General features: G+C 39.8%; 11 protein-coding genes and 2 pseudogenes. 7 read left to right on the top strand and 6 right to left on the bottom strand.

The features are described 5' to 3' along the window. The first annotated feature begins 25 nt into the window (after positions 1 to 25). The 3 genes from NVS78_RS04635 to NVS78_RS04625 all read left to right on the top strand — a co-directional run bounded on the left by NVS78_RS04635 (position 26) and on the right by NVS78_RS04625 (position 4,806). Complete coding sequence (locus NVS78_RS04635; RefSeq protein WP_286358120.1) at positions 26 to 970, top strand: hypothetical protein; 945 nt, start codon at positions 26 to 28, stop codon at positions 968 to 970. 22 nt (positions 971 to 992) lie between these two features. Further along, complete coding sequence (locus NVS78_RS04630) at positions 993 to 2,081, top strand: thioredoxin family protein (RefSeq protein WP_286358119.1); 1,089 nt, start codon at positions 993 to 995, stop codon at positions 2,079 to 2,081. 70 nt (positions 2,082 to 2,151) lie between these two features. Beyond that, positions 2,152 to 4,806, top strand: coding sequence for a zinc-dependent metalloprotease (locus tag NVS78_RS04625; protein ID WP_286358118.1), 2,655 nt, complete (start codon positions 2,152 to 2,154; stop codon positions 4,804 to 4,806). Between the two features lie 279 nt (positions 4,807 to 5,085). Here NVS78_RS04625 and NVS78_RS04620 read toward each other — a convergent pair whose 3' ends face one another. The 3 genes from NVS78_RS04620 to NVS78_RS04610 form a co-directional block, all read right to left on the bottom strand. After that, complete coding sequence (locus NVS78_RS04620; RefSeq protein ID WP_286358117.1) at positions 5,086 to 8,334, bottom strand: hypothetical protein; 3,249 nt, start codon at positions 8,332 to 8,334, stop codon at positions 5,086 to 5,088. A gap of 270 nt (positions 8,335 to 8,604) precedes the next feature. Continuing rightward, positions 8,605 to 8,988, bottom strand: a complete 384-nt coding sequence (locus NVS78_RS04615; RefSeq protein WP_286358116.1) for a fibronectin type III domain-containing protein — start codon at positions 8,986 to 8,988, stop codon at positions 8,605 to 8,607. A gap of 575 nt (positions 8,989 to 9,563) precedes the next feature. Next, positions 9,564 to 9,935 (bottom strand): fibronectin type III domain-containing protein, encoded by a 372-nt coding sequence (locus tag NVS78_RS04610; protein ID WP_286358115.1) that lies wholly within the window; start codon positions 9,933 to 9,935, stop codon positions 9,564 to 9,566. A 1,535-nt stretch (positions 9,936 to 11,470) separates the two neighbouring features. Between NVS78_RS04610 and NVS78_RS04605 the strand changes: the two genes are divergently transcribed. The 3 genes and pseudogenes from NVS78_RS04605 (at position 11,471) to NVS78_RS04595 (ending at position 14,953) form a co-directional block, all read left to right on the top strand. Continuing rightward, positions 11,471 to 12,772 (top strand): AAA family ATPase, encoded by a 1,302-nt coding sequence (locus NVS78_RS04605; RefSeq protein ID WP_286358114.1) that lies wholly within the window; start codon positions 11,471 to 11,473, stop codon positions 12,770 to 12,772. A 1-nt stretch (position 12,773) separates the two neighbouring features. Further along, positions 12,774 to 13,375 (top strand): annotated as a pseudogene (locus NVS78_RS04600) (RloB family protein). Between the two features lie 9 nt (positions 13,376 to 13,384). Then, positions 13,385 to 14,953 carry a hypothetical protein gene (locus NVS78_RS04595; RefSeq protein ID WP_286358113.1) on the top strand — a complete coding sequence of 523 codons (1,569 nt, stop codon included), beginning with the start codon at positions 13,385 to 13,387 and terminating at the stop codon, positions 14,951 to 14,953. 565 nt (positions 14,954 to 15,518) lie between these two features. Here the strand turns inward: NVS78_RS04595 and NVS78_RS04590 are convergent. After that, positions 15,519 to 15,896, bottom strand: a pseudogene (locus NVS78_RS04590) (hypothetical protein); the annotation flags it as partial. Positions 15,897 to 16,345: 449 nt separating this feature from the next. Here NVS78_RS04590 and NVS78_RS04585 point away from each other — a divergent pair. After that, entirely contained in the window at positions 16,346 to 16,510 is a 165-nt protein-coding gene (locus NVS78_RS04585; protein WP_286358112.1) for a hypothetical protein, read from the top strand. Positions 16,511 to 16,971: 461 nt separating this feature from the next. On the opposite strand, the gene NVS78_RS04580 is transcribed toward NVS78_RS04585, so the two are convergent. Together NVS78_RS04580 and NVS78_RS04575 are read right to left on the bottom strand one after the other, a co-directional pair. Then, positions 16,972 to 17,370, bottom strand: coding sequence for a fibronectin type III domain-containing protein (locus NVS78_RS04580; protein WP_286358111.1), 399 nt, complete (start codon positions 17,368 to 17,370; stop codon positions 16,972 to 16,974). A 360-nt stretch (positions 17,371 to 17,730) separates the two neighbouring features. Further along, positions 17,731 to 20,988: a hypothetical protein gene (locus NVS78_RS04575; RefSeq protein WP_286358110.1), complete on the bottom strand. Its 3,258-nt coding sequence runs from the start codon at positions 20,986 to 20,988 to the stop codon at positions 17,731 to 17,733. Between the last annotated feature and the right edge of the window lie 439 nt (positions 20,989 to 21,427).

Raw genomic sequence — 21,427 nt, 5'->3', positions numbered from 1 at the left:
TTGTTAAATACCTAATACATAAAATATGTTGAAAAATTATTTATTGTTTGCCGTTTTTTTTCTTCTCCTTTTTTATGCCTGTAACAAAGAAGAGGAAGAGGTGTTTGCCACGGAAAAGATGGTCGATTGGTTTGTCATCGAAAACAAATCGGGAGAAGTCAATCAACTGATCTATGATATCTATACTCACGATAACATGTCCGTATTTATCAACGATACGATTTATCAGGGGGACGGAGGTAAGGACTATTTCGGAAATCCCGTAACCGATTTGGTACTTTTTGAACCCGGATACCATGTCTTCAGTACGGATGTATTCGTATCCATTAAATTATCCTCTGACTCTGCAGCCATGTTAAAAGCACTGCATGTTATTCGGGAAAAGGTGCTTCCTCTTTTACCTAAAAGCGGAACATACAGACCCTCCTCCATATTATTGGTGGACACTCTGTACAGGGGGGTTAACGACCTCGGAACTTACATCTGGGGAGAAACGGCCCTCTACCCGGAAGGTCTGAAAGGTGTCACACTCGGAGAACTGTACAAGGTTCCCGGTATGAGCGACGATGAATTGCTGATATGGGGCAGCCGTATCCTGGCAAGTAAAAGTAAAAACTGGATTCAGGTAAATCATGACAAAGAGGTAACCGAATTCTCAAAAATAACGGACGAAGGTCTGATGTGGGGAACAAACTATGATAAAAATGTCGGTTTATCTCCTTGGGAAACTCCGGAAGAACTAAGTTTTTTCAGCTGGCATTCGCTGTTGAAAAACGGAGGAGGGTATCGATCGCCGTCAATTGAAAACGATCTGATCGAGTACATCACTTACGTCTATGCCTACGGGGGAAGAGAGGAGAAATTAAAAGAGAAGTACAAAAACTACCCAAAAATCCTTCGCAAATTCGATTTGGTAAAAACATTGGTGGAAGAATTTGAAGCGACTTTAAAGAAAAACAAACAATTTTAACAAACACGAAATAAAAGACGTAATGAAAAAAAACATCCTTCTTTCAATACTTATGCTATATGCGGCTTTAGCTTTCGGACAAGGTGTCAAATTTGAAAAATTAAATTTTAAAGAAGCCTTGTCCAAAGCCAAAACCGAAAAAAAATATCTTTTTATCGATTGCTATACCACTTGGTGCGGCCCCTGTAAACAGATGAGAGAACAGATACTGACCCAACCTGCCGCCGGCCATTACTTCAATCCGAAATTTATTTGCGTGGAATACGATATGGAAAAGGAGGGCCGGGAATTAAGAAAAAAATTCGATGTCAAAGCGTTTCCCACTTATCTGATCGTAAATCCGGACGGAACCCTATATCATAAATTAGTAGGAAGTAGTTTTACCGCGGATGATTTTGTCGCAAAGGTGAAAAAAGGCATGATAAAAGAAAATTCTTTCGGCTATCAGGAAAAATTACACGCTACCGGCAAAATGAATAACGAGCAGCTGAAGGAATATTATTTCCTTTTGAAAGAAACGGCAGAACGATCGCGAAGCATGGAAATAGTAAAAGAATTAACAGCCCGGTTAACTTCAGAGGAAAAAATGCAGGCCGGTTACTGGTTTCTGTTTGAGAATCAAAAATACGGGGACGACGGATTTTTATTCGTGCTGAAAAATTTGGATACATTAAAGAAAAATGTCGGAGAACTGGAAATCGGCTTGTATTTGAATCGATGCTATTCCGGAATACTCAACACCTATATAAGCGCTCTATCAGATAACAAATTTATCGATACCCCGAATACTATAGATACGTTAAATAAATTGCGTAGCCAGCTCTCCGCCGTCAGCCTGAAAAACGAAACCGCACTTTTAGAACAAATTGCCTTTATCGAAGCAGCACTTCAAGATGATACGAAAGAAATGCTTCGTGCCATAGAACTAATGGTCACCTCGAAGCAAGGCAATCTCTGGATACTACCCCAGATTTTACGAATTGTTCGGGAGAAAAAAGATAAAACCCTCTCGTCCGGAGTCAAAGCAATGAAAGAAAAGATATTGTCCATGCTATCCACCCGAACGGATAAGGAAAAGTTCGAACAACTGATCGATGATATTGACAAGTAGAAAAACCGATTATCGGAATATAAATAAACAGAGGTACTCCTCCGTATTGTATAATTTTAAAAAATAACGTATGAAAAAATGGTTCGTATTATTTGTAGCAGTGCTACTGATCTTCCCTTTCGCTAATGAAGGGTATGGCGCTTCCAGAAAAAGAAAAAAGAAGAAAGAAAAAGAGAAAACCGAACAGGTAGCTCCTAAAAAGAAAGAGACCCCCTATGAGAAATTAATGAAAAAACCGGGGCGTAAAACAGCTGAAAGCAATTTCCTCACGTTACACAAAATTGAAGGCAAATTGTACGTGGAACTTCCTGTCAAATACATGGAGCGTGATATGTTGCTGGCCTCCGCCGCATCGGCAACAAGTAATGATATGTTTTGTAAGGTCGGTTATAAAGAGAAACCACCCATGCACATCAAATTTTCGTTGGAAGACAGTACTGTCTTTATGAAAAGGATTAACGTCTCCACCAGATTTAACACGAGCGAGCTTCGGGAAGAGCTGATGAAAGACCGGAACTTCATGGACCCGACTATCAATACCTATAAAATCGAAGCCTACAATAACGACAGTTCTGCCGTTGTCTTAAACATGACTGCCTTATTTACCGGTGCGGAGATGTCTCCCGTTTCCAAAGGCAGCATCGTTGTCTCCATAATAGCAACTCCCAAAACCGGGACAACGAGATTGGGAGAGATCAAAGCTTTCGACGACAACGTGGTAATCAAAACATCATACTCTTATAGTGTATCTATCAACATGTTAGGGCTAATCACCTTACTATCCAACGAACCGCTCACGGTGAATACCACCCGCTCCTTATTGTTATTACCGGAAGACAAAATGCGTCCCAGGATTTCGGACGCCAGAGTCGGAATTTTTTTAACGGAAAAAAGACTACTTTCGGACCGAGAAGACGGTATGCAGGCCATCTCGTTTGCCAATCGGTGGCGCTTGGAACCTTCGGACGTAGCAGCTTTCGAACGCGGGGAGTTAGTCGAACCGGTAAAACCGATCGTATGGTATGTGGATGATGCTTTCCCGGAAACCTGGCGGCAACCGATCAAAGACGGCGTATTACGGTGGAATAAGGCTTTCGAAAAAATAGGCTTTAAAAACGTGATGCAAGTTCGTGATTTTCCGAAAAACGATCCCGAGTTCGATCCGGATAACCTGAAATACTCCTGTATTCGCTATATTCCGACCAGTACGCCCAACGCGATGGGACCCTCCTGGGTAGATCCGACAACCGGAGAGATCATCAATGCATCCGTTATTATTTATAACGATTTGATCCGTTTAATCAATGAATGGCGTTTCACGCAGACGGCACAAATCGATCCGAGAGTACGCTCCCCCAAAATGCCCGATGACGTGATAAACGAATCGCTCGCTTATGCGGTGGCCCATGAAATAGGACACACGCTCGGCTTTATGCACAATATGGCCGCATCTTCCGCTTATCCCGTGGATTCATTACGTTCCGTTTCTTTCACGCGCAAATACGGAACCACCCCTTCTATCATGGATTACGCCCGATACAATTACGTGGCACAACCCACGGACAAAGGAGTCTCTCTCTCCCCTCCCGATTTAGGAGTATATGACGAATATGCCGTGAAATGGTTATATTCCTATTTTCCGAAAGCCCAAAATAGCGGTGAAGAGGCTAAAATACTGGAAAGTTGGGTCGATGAAAAAGCCGGAGATCCTATTTACCGCTATGGCAAACAACAAATTCACGCCAGATTCGACCCGACAGCCATAGAAGAGGATTTGGGTAATGATGCCATAAAAGCGGGAGATTACGGGATTAAAAACCTAAAATACATTTTATCCCACCTGAACCAATGGATCACGAACGACCCGGATGTCGCTCAACGGACAAAACTATACAATTCGATCGCCAATCAATACGTCCGTTACTTACATAACGTAATGTACAACGTGGGAGGCATCTACCTCACGGAAGTAAAAGATGGAACTCCGGGGAAACGTTTCGAATCGGTACCTAAAAAGACTCAACGCGCCGCTTTGAAGTGGATCATAAATCAGATTAAAACCTGCGGTTGGCTGGATAACAAAGCAATTACCGATAAGGTCGGTTTAGGTGTAGCCATTTCCAGACAAATCCAAAACATCGGCGCCGAGATGTTGTGGAATTTCCGCGGTAACGTGTTATTATCTGCTCACGTTTCAAAAGACCCTTACACGATAAGAGAATATTTCGACGATCTGTACAACGGTATCTGGGAAAGCGCTATTAAAGGACGAAAAGTTACTTCCGGAGACAAGGTCATGCAAAAAACGATAATCACCTCCCTGGCAAGCGCTTTAGCCGATAAAAACAAAAAAACGCTTAACATAGGTTTCACCTCCGATGAGGCATTTTTACCCTCACTCGAAGAGATCTACCTCTACGGGTTGGATGCAAGCGGATTCACCAACCGGTATATCGATGAACTACGCCCGATAGAGGCAAGACAAGGGCATGGAGCCATCGCCAAAGAATTGATGATAAACAAATTCGCCCCGGGATACAGGTGGCAAAGAAAAATCGATCTGAAAACCATCGAAGAGACAAATACCACGTTATGGGCAACGGCTTTAAAGATAGAAAAACTATTGAAACAAGCTATAAACACGGCCCCGAACCGGGATTCCAAAGAACATTATCAGGCCATGCTGATTGAATTGAAACGCTTAACCCAAGAAATTAAAATCTAAAAAGATTCGGGCCATCGCCCCTGTTTTAATTTTGTGTGCATAAGGAACCGCCCGGAAAGTAAAAATTCCGAGCGGTCTCATTAAAAATATTTTTCTTTTCAAAGTCTACTTTCTTATATTCTGTTGAGATTTTTTTACCACTTTTTATTCACTCATGTATTTCTTAAAGATAAGAATAGAAAAAATATTTCTGTTCCAGTCGCGTGATTTTGTTCATGATAAAAAACCTTAAGAATGTCCGACTTTTAGGGTTTACTTCATGATATTAGGTCCTCATAATTATTTAATTCGTACCCATTTGACAGCATCGGCTATAATCAGTTGACAATATTCACCCCAGGTTTTATCCTGAACGTGAGCCACTCCCCGGTCATCCAGCACGACACGGGATTCTCCCGCCGGCAGAGTGAATCTGCCTAACGATACCCAAGCGCTTTCTTCCGGCAGGGTTAGGTCAGCCGAGAGATGCAGCCGGGGATTTCCTTCTGGAACTTCCAAAACGACCTCCTCTTTTCCCGCTGGAGTGTAAACGGTATAGTAGTTTTTCATCCCCGGGTAATCGGTTGTAGCGTTCTTTTCCTCGCAAGACGCAAGTATATGAGGCCGATGGATAAATATCTCGTACTTTCCCGCCTCCGGGAGATTTGCCACCCACTCGGCTTTGAACTTTCCCGTGCCTGCTTTTTTTACAAAAGCGTCACGAATATGGTCGCCGTGTATCCCCTCTGATAAAACAAAATTCCACGTGTTAGCCTTAACCGCAAACAGGGGAACGTATTCCTGATCGTTCGCTTCTTTTTTGACCAAGTCGGTCAACCGTTTTCGATTGTTTGCCGAATCGATCAACTGGAAATTTTCGTCCTTGTTGTCGACGATGATCTCTCCCGGGGGATAGAATTCATTTCTATCGATCGGCGTGACTCCTTCTTTGGGCACAAGCCCCGAGAGTGGGGAGTCTATGTCAGCAAATAAAATGTCTTTCGGCAAATTTCCAGAAAAATTAGTCGTCAATCGCAGGTTATTTGTTATGTCTTCATGAACGACGATTCGTTTACATTCCCCGGGTCTGACGATGTAACTCCGATATCCGGTTATCGAACCGTAATCATCACACAAAAGGATTGAAACGACACCGTCCGTTTCGCTGAAATTGGCCACCTTGAAATCGATGATTTGCATCTCTTCCGTCGTTTTGCGGGACAGATCTTTTATTCTTAACAGGGGGATCCGGCGACTCGTGTACCACTCGTCCATGTACCCCTTGATGTTCTGTCCGAAACGCTGCTCGAACTCCTCGAGGAACGAGTCGAAGTCCACTTCCCGGAAACGGGTACGCTCGTTAAATTCCTGCATAAACCGGGTCAAGGAGTCCCAGGTGGTAATCGTCGCAAGATAACCCAATAAATGAGACACTTTTAAAGAAATGGCCGAACTTTGTTCCCTGCTGTATCCTTCCGTGATAACTCCTTTCAGTCCTTTTTCCGCGAAATGATTTAGCATTTTCGGATCCACGTCATATTCAAGCTCTTTCGTGTTTATCATTTTCCTGAATATCAATTCTATGCCCTGGTACCTGTCGGACGTGAGGCTGCTATTGTAATTCGAGAAAATGTTTTCTATTCCTATCCTACTAAGAAAAGCGGGCATGTAGCGGTTCAGAATTTGTTCCTCAACGCTCTCGTCTTGATTAGGATCCGCGGAAAGAGTACCGGGATGTCTTGCTTGTTCTCCGCACAATCGTTCCCTGAAAAGTGCCATCTCCGGTTGGATGTTATCGCGAAACGAAGTGGTGTAAAAATAGGAGGAGGAAGGAACCTCGATCAGTTTAAAGTATTTAAAGGGGTAAGGAATGGATGTACGGTATTCGATTTCATTTTTACATTCATAAAAAATCTCTTTTAAATTTTTCTCTCGGGCCGGGTTATTTTTTTTCAGTGGTTCCCATTCATCGAAATAGTTCAGGTAGAAATCATTTCCCGGGTAGGTGTAAAACTCGACGGTAAGAGAATCGACCGTGATCGCCCTTTTCTCGTAATTCCCGATACAGAGGGTTAACCCGGTCAGGTTTTGTAAATTGTTAAACGTGATTTCATCCCCTCCCCTCGTGGGTTCTCCCTGAGATAAAACGGTCATCTCGCCCGGGTTTTTGACGCGGAGGATGTAATCCGTGAAATCGCTCTCCTTGGATGCCCGTAACTCGACCGGAGGAACCACTGTCGGGTACCACATTACTTGCGGCAGAAGCAAGGTGTATCTATCCGATACGAAAGCCGTATGTCTGCCGTAATTCTCCCTGTCTGGCCAAGGGGAGGTAGAAAAGAATTTATTATCCGGAATGTTTACCTGGTATATATCCTCGTCGATCGTTCCCCCGTACGCGATCTCCAACTCGATATTTTCCCCGGGAGCCAGGGGACGTTCGATGACGATCACCTGCCTATCCCTGCGAAAGGGAAGGCGTTGCCCCCCGGATTCGATCTTGTCGATCTTTAATCCCGGGTTTAAAAAGAGCAGAAGCGGCTCCATTTTTGCTTTTTTCCGGTTCTGGACCTTCATCCGGCTCGTTGCGGAAAATTTATCTCCCCCGGGCCGATAGGTGATATCATGCTCGCTCACGCGTGCCGTGGGGTATTCATTATATTTCTCGAAGGCTTCGCGATACCCGATCCTGTTTTTCAGGCGGGTTTGAAAGTTGGTAACGTATATAACGCCGAGCCCCAGGACAAGTACGAAACACAGGAAAGCGGGAACAGTTAAATAGCGTTTCCAGCCGGGAATGCCGGGTTGTCTCTTCGTGAGGAGAGCGGCAAAATAGAGCAGGCCTATTCCGAATAACAGGATAGCACCTCGCTGGAGCAGGTAATTCTCCATATGCATAAAACCGACTAAGGTGGAAAAAGAACTCGGAAGTGAATTTCCACGAAAATCCAGTATCCCGTGAAGAGGTGTTATCAGGTAGGTGTACGCGAAATAGAGAAAAGCTACCAGGATAACCCAACTGACAAAAGAGTGCCTGACTAACTTGTTTACGAATAAGGATAACCCGGTAATAAAAACAAGTGCCGGTAAGGCGAGCGTGAAAAAATAGAAAAGATTTACCCAAAAATTAACAGGGGAATTTGGAATAAATAGATTGATCGACATGGAGACACACAGGAACAGCATGTCTATTACCGCGAACGGGATAAAAACACCTAAAAATTCCCCGACAAAAGCCTGCCCGTTACCGATAGGCCGGGCGGAAAGAACCTCCCGGGTTTCGGCTTTTTTCCGCTTCCTTTGGATATCGCAAGCGATAAAGGCAACGATTACCGATTGAAACAGGTTTAAAAAGTAAAACCCGTGTAGAGGAAAGGAAGACGCGAATATAAATTTATCCCATGAAATGCGATGCATTACCATACTATCCAAGAGACTAACACCTATAATATAGCCTAATGCCCCAAGGACGAAGAGATAAAATAACCAGTTTCTTTTTACTAACTTGCTCTCGTAAGCTATAGCGGTTTTTAGGGGTGTCGTTTCCATGATTACAGGTTTATCTTAACACAAGTTAAGTATATAAATAAAAAACATTACACAATACATGATATGTTAAAAATAGGACGATTTTTCGAGGACAAAAATCTCGGGAGAAAATGAGGGCCGCTATTTTCAAATAATTTATTTACCATAGAATAACTTAATCTTTACAAATAAACTTTACCGTTCCATTTTTACCTTTATAATAAAAATCCCGTATAACCCAATTATAACTATCCGGGATTTTTTATTATCGTTATTATATTACAATTAGTGTTACTTTGGCAGTTGTATCTCATCAGTTTCTACCGGCACACTTTCTCCAACTCCATTTATAGCCGCAATACGAAATTTCACTTTAGACCCTGGCGTCAAATTGATAACCGTATGTTTAAGCTCTTTAGTTCCTCCTCTTTTTTCCCACCTATCAGAATAACTATACTTACTTTCAATACGATATAAAGCTATTTTTGATCCACCGTCACGCAAAGGTTTTTTGTATGATATTTTACATGATGTAGGCGTTTTATCAGCTATCTCGGGATCTCTCGGGGGACCGGGAGGTTCAAGAACTACAGTTGCAACTACCATTGTTGTAAAGGCCAAGCCTAAACAGACAAATAAAAATCGCTTCAAAACGTTTTTTCTAATCTTTTTCATAACTTTCTTAATTTAAATGTCAATATTAGACTCTTTTTTACAAAAATAGTTGTTTTGTTTATATTGGCAAATAATTATCATTATTATTTTCACAATGGATTACAGTTGTAACAAAAAAACTCAATTTTAATTGCTTTTAATTGACATCTCTTTTTTTGAGCAGGAATAGTACGGTTGATGGGCATTTTCGTAAAAAAAATAAAATTCAGGACTATGGATAAAGGTGATATTCGTGTTCGGCCGGAATTTAAACCCGATCAAAAAGTTCGAGTTACCCAATAGAAAAAAAAGGCCATTACAGCATATCAAACGATGATAACTCCATGTAATTCTGCGAATATACCGAAGAGCGTCTCACGCTATATTTAAGGATAAAATAGTAAAAGAAACTGTAAATGAATGGTCTTTTCAAAAAAATAATGATCAGACCTTATCTATACAACATTTTGTTTTGTCAAATGACAACGAAAAAATACATCTTACAATCACATTTGATTTTACAAAAAAAATCCCGAATAATCATGACATTGAATTATCCGGGATTTTTTTTATTTCTTCGTATTTTATTAGAACTACTATCGATCTTTTATTGTTTCATAATCGCTAGGCTCCGAAGGCTCGCTCGGACCAGCTGCATTTACAGCTTTAACACGAAAACTATACTTATGTCCTTCTATCAAATCCACAGCAGTATATCGAAGTGTCGTAGATATTCCTTTGATCTCCCAACGAGACCAGAATCCGTCTCTATACTCAATAATATAACCTGTTATTGGCGATCCTCCATCCTTTTTAGGCTTCGTGTATTCTATTGCACATCCATTTTTATTTTTATCAATAACCATAGGCGTTCCCGGACGATCAGGGGGATCAATAGGATTTCTCGTACTAGCAAATGCAATTGTAGCAACAGCCAAGCCAAAACAGACGAACAAGAATAACTTCAAAATGTTTTTTCTTATCTTTTTTATGATTTTATTAATTTATATATTAATAATTAAATATATCATATGCAAAATTATACATTTGCTTTATATTTGCAAATTATTTTAATTTTTAAAATAAAAATATTTATAAATAAATTAAGATAAAAGGAAATAGTTAACATTAAAATATAAAAACTGGAAAATGTTACAATGGATAAAGATTATATCCTGTATATCAATAAAATAACATTTTGCATATCTTGTTAAAGGAACAATATAGAAACAAAATCAATAATTTAAGCTATTCTCGGTTTTTCGTATTTCACTTAGTTTCATCCCTTGCACTTGGTCGCATTCAAAGTGCTTTTCAAGGCAGTTTTCCGATTATCGACCTCTTATCCGAAGAATGCCGTTCGGTGTTTCATTGATGAATTATTGCAGCCAAAAGAAAAAAAGACGGGCTGTGGTCTCTGCCTTACATCTTCATTGAAACTTGTATTTTCCGCAAAGGTGGTAGCTTCTATAAAACCATAGGCATATGGAAAGGCAAATATGCCTACCTAAATATAGTTTACTTTGATTTAGCATATATAAGGCTAATGCACAAACTAAACTGAATTTTCAATGCATTTCCACAATCTGACCACTCGCAAAATATACAGCCAAAAGGGAAGAAAGGTTCATTGGATATTTTCTCTTTTCGCTGCATTTTTGTTTCCCTCCCCAAGATATTCATGTGCCCTAAGAGTTGACCTTGATAGAGTTTCGAGGAACTTACAAAAATGAAAACATAGCTAAATTCACGGCAAAAACAAAATGACCTTCCCATAAAAGTGAAGATAAAGCCTCTTGACCTACTATAGAAATATCTTTCAATATGCTGTTCTCATTTGCCATACTATCTTTTATGTTGTTGCGGATAATCTTTCATGTTCCAGCTTGCTGCTTGTATGGACAACACTCCCGATGATAAATGTCAGTCGGGGTATTAGGCTCCCCCGAAAAGAATTTCGTGGACAACAGACATGCCTATTTGTTTTCCGTGAAATGACAAGGTACTTACATTGAGATAGGAATATAATAATCTCCATTATACAACCTTGTTCCCATTTTTTTGAGAATCATAGCAGGTAACCTTCGTTCATTTGCCGTGAACCATCTGGAGAGCGGATGCATCTATTCGGATGCGTTCAATATAGCAAGATACTACTTTTACCAATTAAATCACGCCGATAAAGTAGTATCTCGAACCAATAATTTTATGGGCAAAATTTGGCTTTGCAAAAAAGATCATTGTATACCAGGCAAACTCGTTTCCCGAAAAAGCCATATTCATCAATGAAATGCCTTGGATGGACACGGCGTTCCAACTTTATCAGTGCATTGGAAAATTTCTGGATCAGGTGGTCATATCGTGTAAGATACAGACCTGACAAGTATTTATAAGTGTATTTTATATCAATATTTCGTAGTTTTACTACGATAATTCAGATTATAATTCACATTGTGGAATTTTATTTGTATCTTTGCAAAGTACAACGATAAATTCAACGATTATGATAGCAGAATTCACCATTGAAAATTTTTTCTCGATAAAGTCTCCTCAAAAAATTAGTTTTGAGCCATCAACAGACACTTTTATGTCTGATGAGTATTCGTATGAGGTTAAAGATGGGATAAGGTTGCTGAAAGTTGGAATCATCTATGGTGCCAATGCTTCCGGCAAAACAAATATCTTGAATGCTATCGAATTTTTCAAGATGCTTGTGCTACGGATGCCCAAAGACAGAAATGATAAAACTGGGGTTGTTCCCTTTATGCTGGATGACACTTCAAGGAATAAAACGACGAAGATGTCAATGATATTTTATATCAATCAGTCGAAGTATATCCTCAGTTTTGAGTTGGATGCAAAATATATTCATTCTGAGACATTGGTTGTTTATGACTCTATTCGTCCTACAAAGTTGTATAGCCGCAGTTATGATACTGCAACGGATTCCACAGCTATAGATTTTGGAGGCAATCTGAAACTGACGAAAAAGAGCCAAGATGTGATTTCCGGTAACACTATCAACAATTGTAGTGTGCTTGCCGCATTTGGTAAAAGCAATGTGGAACGGACTAAACTGAATGACGTTTACGATTATTTTGCCAAGCAGGTGAAGGACATATTGGCTCCCGGGATGTTGCTCTCGGGATATGTAAAATCCCACCTGGACAAGGATGAGAATGGAGATTTGAAAAAATTTATCTTGAACTTCCTGAAAGCCTCTGATTTCAACATAGAAGATGTTGTCCTGCACGAAGAGGAAGAGTTGATTACTCCGGAATTGGAACAACTGATACAGAATGCCCCTATTGATAATGATGCAAAAGCCGAAATGCTCCGGAAGGGTAAAATCACAAATACCGAACTAACATTCAAACACAAAGCCGGAGATAGTTTGTATGATTTATCGGAAGAATACGAATCCAACGGCACTATGCGATTTATGGGTTTGGCTGTGATTCTGAATTTCTTGTTAAAGACCAATCGGTTTGTACCTATTGATGAAGTCGAAACAAGCATTCATTATGAGTTGCTGGCTTATTTCATAAAAGTCTTCTTAGCGAATAGTGAAGGGACATCACAGATGCTGCTGACAACACACGACATTAATCTTCTTAATGAGGATTTCATTCGCCGTGATACGATATGGTTTACTGACAAAGATGAACTTGGCGAAACTAAAATAGTGCGTCTATCCTCTTTGGGACTACATAAGAATCTCTCTCCATATAACGCCTACAAGCAGGGGAAATTAGTAAAATTACCGTTCCTTGGCAGCCAGTACATCAATTTAAACGACGAATGACATGGGGCGAACAGTAACAAAAAGTATAGCGATCATAGGCGAGGGAGAAACCGAATGGTTTTATTTCGATTCTCTGAGGATTGCGTGTCGCTATCCCTTCAAGGTCGCTCCTGATTTTCCGCAACACAGCGACATCAATCATATTCTGAAGCTGGTAGAATCATACTTGGGCAAGCAATATGATTTTATCGTTTGTCTGTTTGATATGGATCGGCTTTTTCAATTTCCATCTGAAATGCAGTTGTATCAGCGGGCAAAGAGAAAGTATGGAGCCAAGAAGTATGCCGGAAAAGTGATATTTGTTGAGACGAACCCATGTACGGAGTTTTGGTTTTTACTTCACTTCCTGCCTAATGTCGTTTGTCGGCGATATGAGAGTTACGAGCAACTGCTTCCTAAATTACAAAAATATATGCCGGGGTATGAAAAGACGAAGCGATATTTCATACGCACCAATCTCTACAAATATCTTACAGAGAATGGTGATTTGGAAAGGGCTGTCTCTAATTTAGAAAGGTTGTGCCAACTTTGCCAAGAATCACCGGAAATTTGATGGCATACTCGGAGATTCATAAGGTCATAGAACTACTTGCTAAACTATAACTTCAAAATATGACACAAGAAGAATTTGAACACCAACAGCATATTAAACTATTATCCAATCATTTCTTAGAAAATGATTGGGTGTGGTTATACAAGAAGCAACATTACAAAGACGGAGCAATTGATATTTACTATAAGTACTGGTGCTATTTGGCAACTCCATCTAAGGCAATTGATGCGCTATCATCATACATGTTGGATATTCCAGACAATGTGCGAAGTGCCTTAATCAATGGATGTGTATATAAACCTTTTGCACATGATGGTTTTGAACCATTGACAATAATTCGTGACTTCAAAAATGGGCCTGAACGATTCATTCAGATTAGAATTGCAGAAGAACTTGTTTTTTACCATAATTTATATGAAGTACATAAGGGGAACGCAACTCAGTTTTTTGATGATAACGACATTCTTGTTTGTGAAATCACAGACACTTCCGCAAGAATACTTAACAGACACCTTACTGAATTTATGGCAGCGAAGGGAATGGATTTAATCTGCCACTGTCAATCAGAAATTGAATATAATTTTAATGATTACTCTCCAACTTTTAAATATAAATGTACTTCTGAAAGAGGTGAAGACATAAGTCGGACAGCATTACAGCATTACAATATTATGGTAAATCCGTGTTTTACCAATATGCGTAATTGGTTCAATGGAAAGTCTGTCTTTAAGCACACACCACTTAAAGAATACATGAAATCTATGAACAGTCAATATATTATTGCGACAGATGAGAATGGGTTAGAGTTATTTTCTGATGAAAAAACCTTCCCATATACTCCAATTTTCTTTGATAAGAAATTACATGCTCTCTATATGGGACGCGAAAAATATGTGATTGAACCACTTGGAATCACTACACCAAGTTTCTCTATCCGTTGCGACAACGAAAACGAGAATTATATTGTTGCCTTTCTAAAAGATGTTTTAAATCTCCCCTATAGAGAACAAAATGTTTGGAAGGGTTACAACATCGCTCCTGACGGCCGCAGTTTTAGCAGGCATTTTCAAGAAACAATGATTCAAGGCAATTGGAATTCTTCTGCTGAATCAATTGATTTCGTTTTCAGGGACACATACAAAAATTTATTAAGCAAGTGGGAAGATAAGTATAAATTTCCGCTTATCAATTCTCTGAATCATGCTCAGAGCGAAATACCTGACAAAATTAATCTTTTGCAGGATAATGATTATTTTGCACTCAGTCCGTTACTTCAACAAATCGGATTGATGTTTTATGATAGTTTAAATAAGGCAGAACTCTATAAAAACATCCTTAATCCTACAGAAGAAGAAAAGAAAGGGGCATCTATTGCATACTTACATAGATTATTTGAGCATCTTAAAATTGATGATACAGAATTCAATACCTTCTTAAAAAACGAAAGGACACTACGTTCAATACTCTCACTTGCTCATCATAATGGTGCGAAAATCACCAAAGACAATGAGAAACAATCTTTAGCCTATGTGGGATTAAGTATTGAAAATTTGAATACCAAAGAGGCTGCAAAGAATCTATTAACAAAGGGTAGTGAGGCAATGCAAAAAATCATAGAACAACTATAAAGACAAAAAGGTTATGGCAACAAATCCACCGTAAGGAGACGGGCATCGTAATGGCGCAGTGAAAAATCGTTCACAGGTTTTTAATTCCAAAACAGAACAATGGGTAAAAAGGGATAAAGATACTGGACGGTTTATGGATGTCAAACAAGACGGAACACCGTTTAAAGGTGTGCGAAAAGAAAAGTGAGTTTTTAACGAGGGCAAGTCTCGCACTCTTGCCCTCGTTAACTTCTACATTGATTTTATCATTGATTCGATGAAGGTGATTTTGTCTTCAGTTAAACCATAAAAACGGCAGTATCTATATATTTCAGCATTTATTTCATTAGCTTCGGACAACATCTCCTCACAGATTCAAGTAAATACCTACTCCTGTATATTACCATCCTCATCTTCGGAGTACATGGAAACAATATCCTGCATTAACGATTGGTAAAACCTGTTCAACTCATTCATATTCCAATCTCGTAAGTTTCAGAAGGCATGCAAAAGCACTATGTCTGGCCAATACAGACATAGTGCTTTTATGTATTTATATCATTCTCATTTGAGAAAATTTTCGCTTCTATATTTTCAATTCCTTGATGGCTCTTTTTATTCCGCAGATGACCGATGTCTTGTTATTTCTGACAGCGGAAAGTGCCGATGAAAGATTGGAAGCGGAAATGAACCGTGTGCCGTCCTTGGATTGCAGGAACCGCCCTTTGTCCAGAACGGACTGCCAGCGAAATTGGATGAATGAGTTTTCGAGAAGCGCATCGAAAAGGATAACCACATGACGAAGATTATTCACCCGAATATGAAAGCCCTCTTTACAGGAAAAGAGAGCTTCCATATCCTCGATACAAACCTCTGAAATACAAAACAGATGATAAGTATTGGTACAAGACACAATACCTGTCATCTGTTCCTGGGTGAAATTGCAACCGAAAGAAAGCGGCGGAGCTTTTATAAAACCATCGGTATGATGCGCAATAGGAGGCGGGAACAATTAAATAGCGTCTCCGGCCGGGGACACCGGGATACCTCTTCGTAAGCAAAATGCCAAAATAGAGAAAACTTACTCCTAATAGCAAGAAAACGCCCCGATGGAGCAGATAATACGCGAGATGCACGTGTCCGACCATGCTGGAAAAAGAGTTCGGAAGCGAATGTCCCCGGAAATCTAATATCCCGTGAAGAGGTGTTTCCAAGTAAGCGTACGCGAAATAGAGAAAGGCTACCAGAATAACCCAACTGACAAAAGAGTGCCTGACTAACTTGTTTACCAGCAAGGACAATCCGATGATAAAAACAAGCGTGGGTAACGTGTGCGTGAGGAAATAGAAAAGATTTACCCACAAGTCAACAGGAGAATTCGGGACGAATATATTGATTAATATGGAGATAATCATGAAGACGACATTGATTACCAGAAACGGGAGAAGAACACCTAAAAATTCTCCGAGGAAAGATTGGCCGTTACCGATAGGCCGGGTGGAAAGAACCTCCCGGGTTTCGGCTTTTTTCCGCTTTCTCTGGATATCACAGGTAATAAAGACAATGATTACCGGTTGAAACAAGTTCAAAAAGTAAATCCCACTTAAAGGCATGGAAGACGCAAATACGACGTCACTCCACATACCCTCATGAATACTCAAGGGGAAGATGATACCTAATATACATAATACTCCGAAGATAAAAAGGTAAAACAACCAGTTTCTTTTTACCAACTTGCTCTCGTAAGATATAGCGGTTTTTAGATTCGTCATTTCCATATTTGCAGATTTTGTTTTTTGTAATTTATTTTTAGTACAAGATAACGATATAAATAAAAAAAAGCATTACAAAAACAGAAATGTTTCTCAACATATAAAAATCTTATACAAGGATACGGACGTCAATTCTCGGATATTTTATTTGTATAAAATGACTTAACCTTTACGAATGGTTTTTACAGGGCCATTTAACTTCCACAAGAAAAAAATCCTGAATAACTCAACGTCATGGTCATTCGGGATTTTTTATTTCATGGTATTCTATTGCCCAGGAATTCGACTTTTAAAGGTCACCTCTGGGCTTTCTTCTGACGGTGCACTAACTCCTGCTTTATTTCTAGCAAAAACGCGAAATACTGCAACAGCTCCTTCCCGCATGTCATCAATGTCACGCCTAAGCTGCTTAACCGTTCCCCTGTCTACCCATTTATCTTCGTCCTTATATCGACTTTCAGTAGTATAACCCGTGATCGGTGACCCTCCATTATATTTGGGTGCCGTGTATTCTATCGTGCATCCAGTTTTCCAATAATCAATAATTAGAGGCTGCCCAGGGCGACCAGGAGGATCCAAAGCCGCAGCAATCGCAATTGTCGTAATGGTTAAACCTAAACAGATAAATAAAAATAACTTTAAGATGTTTTTTCTAATCTTTTTCATAGTCTTATTATTTTTAAAGTAAATAATTTAATACATCATTTACAAAATGAATTATTTTATTTATAATTACAAGTATTTTTTATTATTTAAACGAATAAATAATATTTATAAATAAAACAAGCAATTGATGACTATTTTAGTGAAGAAGATCAAAATCCAATACTACAAAAAAAGAGAGATTTGTATTTAATTGAAATTTAAAACCCCGATCAAAAAATTTAATTTTCCAGACAAAAATAAGAAAAATAGCCATCACACTATATCAAATAATGGTAATCACGTGACCTCTGCGAATATAACAAAAACACCTCTATCTTGCTCATGCGATTTTGTTCACTTCATAGTATTAGGTTTTCATCATTATTTAATTTGTACCCATTTAACAGCATCGGCCACCACTAACTGAGTAAAATATTGATCACCATATGCTTCATCTACAACGGGAGCCACTCCCCGGTCGTCCAACACGACACGGGATTCTCCTGCCGGCAGGGCGAACCTGCCTAGTGACACCCATGTTTTTTCTGACGGTAGGGTGAATGCAAATCGTTTCCAATCTCCTTCTTGAACTTCTAAGATAACTTCCTCTTTTTTCTTTGGAGTGTAGACAGTATAGTAGTTTTTCATTCCCGGATAATCGGTTGCACCTTTACTCTCGCCATATACAATAAGATGAGGTCGATGGATAAATATCTCGTACATCCCTGCCTTCGGTAGGTTTACCGTCCATTCGGCCTTAAACTTTCCCGTGCCGGATTTTTTTATAAAAGCGCTACGAATACGCTCGCCGAATAGTCCCTGCGATAAAGAAAGACTCCATGCGTTAGCTTTAATACGGTACAAAGGAACGTATTCCTGCTTGCCCTCTTCTTTTTTGACCAGATCGACCAACCGCTTTCGATTGTTTGACGAATCAATCAAGTGGAAGTTCTCGTCCTCGTTGTCAACGATAATCTCCCCCGGGGGATAGAATTGACTTTTCTCTATCAAATTGACTCCTTCTTTAGGTACGGGACCCGATAAGGAAGAATCTTCATTATCGAATGAAATATCTTTCGGCAAATTGCCCGAAAAATTAGTGGTCAATTGCAGGGAATACTCTATGTCTTCATGTACGATGATTCGTTTGCACTCCCCGGGCTTGATCACGTAACTCCGGCAATACCTGATCGCACTACCCCCAATGCGACCTTCACTAGGCGTAACAATCGAAACGATACCATCCGTTTCGCTGAAATTACCTACCTTGAAATCGATGATTTGCATCTCTTCTGTTGTTTTATAGGAGAGATCTTTTATCGTTAACAGGGGAATCTGGTGGCTCACGTACCACTCGTCCATATAGGGCTTAATATCCTGCCCGAAACGCTGCTCGAACCCCTCGAGGAACGAGTCGAAGTCAACCTCCCTGAAACGAGTACGGGCGTTAAAATCCAGCATAAAACGGCTTAAAGACTCCCAGGTGGTAATCGTTGTGAGATAACCCAATAAATGAGAAACTTTTAAATGAATGACAATGCTTTGTTCTTTGCTGTATCCTTCCGCCATGACTCCTTTTAATCCTTTTTCCGCGATACGATTCAAGATTTTCGGGCTCACCTCATCCCTAAGTTCTTTCAGGCTTTTCATTTTATTGAATATCAAGTCTATACCCTGATACCTATCGGACGTGATACTACTGTTGTAATCCGAAAAAATGTGCCCCATATTCATCCTGTCCAATAAAAAAGGAATCTTGTAGCTCAGCATAAATTCCTGTACACTCCTGTCTTGGTTAGCAAACTTGGAATAAGTACCGGGATGTGTATTCTCTACCCAGTATAAACGTTCCTGAAAAAGTGCTATTTCCGGTTGAATGTTATCACTAAACGAAGTCGAACTTAGAAAATAGAAAGATGATGGAACCTCGATCAGCTTGAAATAGTTAAAGGGATAAGGGTTAGGCTTCCCCTCCTCAATTTTATTTTTACATTGATTGACTATTTCCATTAACTTTTTTTCCCGGTCCGGGTTATCTTTTTTCAGGGCTTCCCATTCATCGAAATAGCTCAGATAAAAATCATTCCCCGGGTAAGTATAAAACTCGACGGTAAGAGAATCGACAGTAATCGCCCTTTTCTCGTATTTCCCGATACAAAGGGTTAACCCGGTCAGGTTTTGCAAATTGTTAAACGTAATTTCATCCCCTCCCCTCGTGGGTACACCTTGAGATATAACCGTCATTTCACCCGGTTTTTTAACACGAAGGGTATAGTCCGTGAAATCAGTCTCTCGGGATGCCTGTAACTCGACCGGGGCTACCGCCATCGGGTACCACATCAATTGCGGCACGAGTAAAGTGTATTGATTAGAGACAAAAGCCGTGCGTTTACCGTAATTTTCTCCTCCTGATTCGGTACGGGGAGAAAAGAATGCATCGTTATCAATATTTACCTGATAAATATCCTCGTCGATCATCCCCTCGTATTCTATCTTCAGTTCGGTATTCTCCCCGGGAGCCAAGGGATGTTCGACGATAATTACCTGGTGATCCCTGTGAAAGGGAAGACTCTGCCCGTCAGATTCGATCTTGTCGATCTTTAATCCCGGGTTTAAAAAGAGTAAAAACTGCTCCATTTTTACTCTTTTCCGGTTCTGTACCCTCATCCGGCTTGTTGCCGAGAATTTATCTTCCCCGGGGCGGTACGTGATATCGTGAGCGAGTACGCGTGCCTTGGGGTATTCATCGTATTTTACAAAGGTCTCACGATACTCGATCCTGTTTTTCAGGCGGGTTTGGAACTTTTCAACGTAGATGATCCCGAGCCCTATGGCAAGTACCGAAAACAGGGAGGCCGGAACGAGTAAATAGCGTTTTCGACCGGGGACGCCAGGATACCTCTTCGTAGACAAAACGTTAAAATAAAGAAAACTTACTCCCACCAACAAGAAAGCGATTCGCTGGAGCAAGTAATCCGAAAGATTCATGAATCCGGCTATACTGGAAAAAGCGTTCGGAAGCTGACTGCCCCGGAAATCCAGTATCCCGTGAAAAGGTGTTTCCAAATAAGCGTACGCAAAATAGAGAAAGGCCACGAGGATAAGCCAACTAATAAAAGGGTGTTTTATCAACTTGTTCAAAAGCAAGGATAGCCCGGTGATAAAAACAAACGTGGGCAGCACGTGCGTGAAAAGATAGAAAAGATTTACCCACAAATTAACAGGGGAATTTGGAATAAATAGATTGATCGACATGGAGACACACAAGAACAGCATGTCTATTACCGCGAACGGGATAAAAACACCTAAAAATTCCCCGACAAAAGCCTGCCCGTTACCGATAGGCCGGGCGTAAAGAACCTCCCGGGTTTCGGCTTTTTTCCGCTTCCTTTGGATATCGCAGGCGATAAAGACAACAATTACCGATTGAAACAGGTTTAAAAAGTAAAACCCGTGTAGAGGAAAGGAAGACGCAAATATAAATTTATCCCATGAAATATACTTCATCACAAAGTTATCCAGAAAACTGTCACCTACTATATATCCCAATGCCCCGAAGACAAATAGATTAAATAACCAGCTTCTTTTTACTAACTTGATCTCGTAAGCGATAGCGGTTTTTAGGGTTGTCATTTCCATAATTGTAAATTTAAATCCTGAATAATCAAAATATTAAGTATTTCTTGATATTTTATTTCAATTAGAATTACTTTTTAAAATGTGATTGTCGTGACAGAAGCCTAAACTGATGAACAAGAATGATTTCAAAACGTTTTTTCTAATCTTTTTCATAGTTTTCTTAATTCAAATATCAATATTAGACGTATTTTTTGCAAAGATATTTGTTTTGTTTACATTTACAAATATATATAATTATTTTTTTACAACAAATCATAGTAATGAAGAAAAAACTCAACTTTTTTTTATTTTCCCAGAAATTCCTTTACCCCTTTTTATTCGCCCATGTGTTTATAAGATACAAAAACAAGGAGAAACATGGAGAAGAGTTTAAAAATAGCGGATACCATCGTGGTGTTTATTACCTGAAAAGTAACTCCGGAGCAGATAACGATATTGG

The sequence above is a fragment of the Gabonibacter chumensis genome (assembly GCF_024741215.1).
GTDB lineage: Bacteria > Bacteroidota > Bacteroidia > Bacteroidales > Marinifilaceae > Gabonibacter > Gabonibacter massiliensis.
The sequence above is the reverse complement of the archived record's forward strand: the minus strand, read 5'-3'. Positions and strand labels throughout refer to the sequence as shown.

Excerpts from the sequence above, each read along its gene's own strand:
- NVS78_RS04635 (WP_286358120.1), top strand. The coding sequence starts at position 26 with ATGTTGAAAAATTATTTATTGTTTGCCGTTTTTTTTCTTCTCCTTTTT.
- NVS78_RS04630 (WP_286358119.1), top strand. The coding sequence starts at position 993 with ATGAAAAAAAACATCCTTCTTTCAATACTTATGCTATATGCGGCTTTA.
- NVS78_RS04625 (WP_286358118.1), top strand. The coding sequence starts at position 2,152 with ATGAAAAAATGGTTCGTATTATTTGTAGCAGTGCTACTGATCTTCCCT.
- NVS78_RS04620 (WP_286358117.1), bottom strand. The coding sequence starts at position 8,334 with ATGGAAACGACACCCCTAAAAACCGCTATAGCTTACGAGAGCAAGTTA.
- NVS78_RS04615 (WP_286358116.1), bottom strand. The coding sequence starts at position 8,988 with ATGAAAAAGATTAGAAAAAACGTTTTGAAGCGATTTTTATTTGTCTGT.
- NVS78_RS04605 (WP_286358114.1), top strand. The coding sequence starts at position 11,471 with ATGATAGCAGAATTCACCATTGAAAATTTTTTCTCGATAAAGTCTCCT.
- NVS78_RS04595 (WP_286358113.1), top strand. The coding sequence starts at position 13,385 with ATGACACAAGAAGAATTTGAACACCAACAGCATATTAAACTATTATCC.
- NVS78_RS04585 (WP_286358112.1), top strand. The coding sequence starts at position 16,346 with ATGAAGACGACATTGATTACCAGAAACGGGAGAAGAACACCTAAAAAT.
- NVS78_RS04580 (WP_286358111.1), bottom strand. The coding sequence starts at position 17,370 with ATGAAAAAGATTAGAAAAAACATCTTAAAGTTATTTTTATTTATCTGT.
- NVS78_RS04575 (WP_286358110.1), bottom strand. The coding sequence starts at position 20,988 with ATGGAAATGACAACCCTAAAAACCGCTATCGCTTACGAGATCAAGTTA.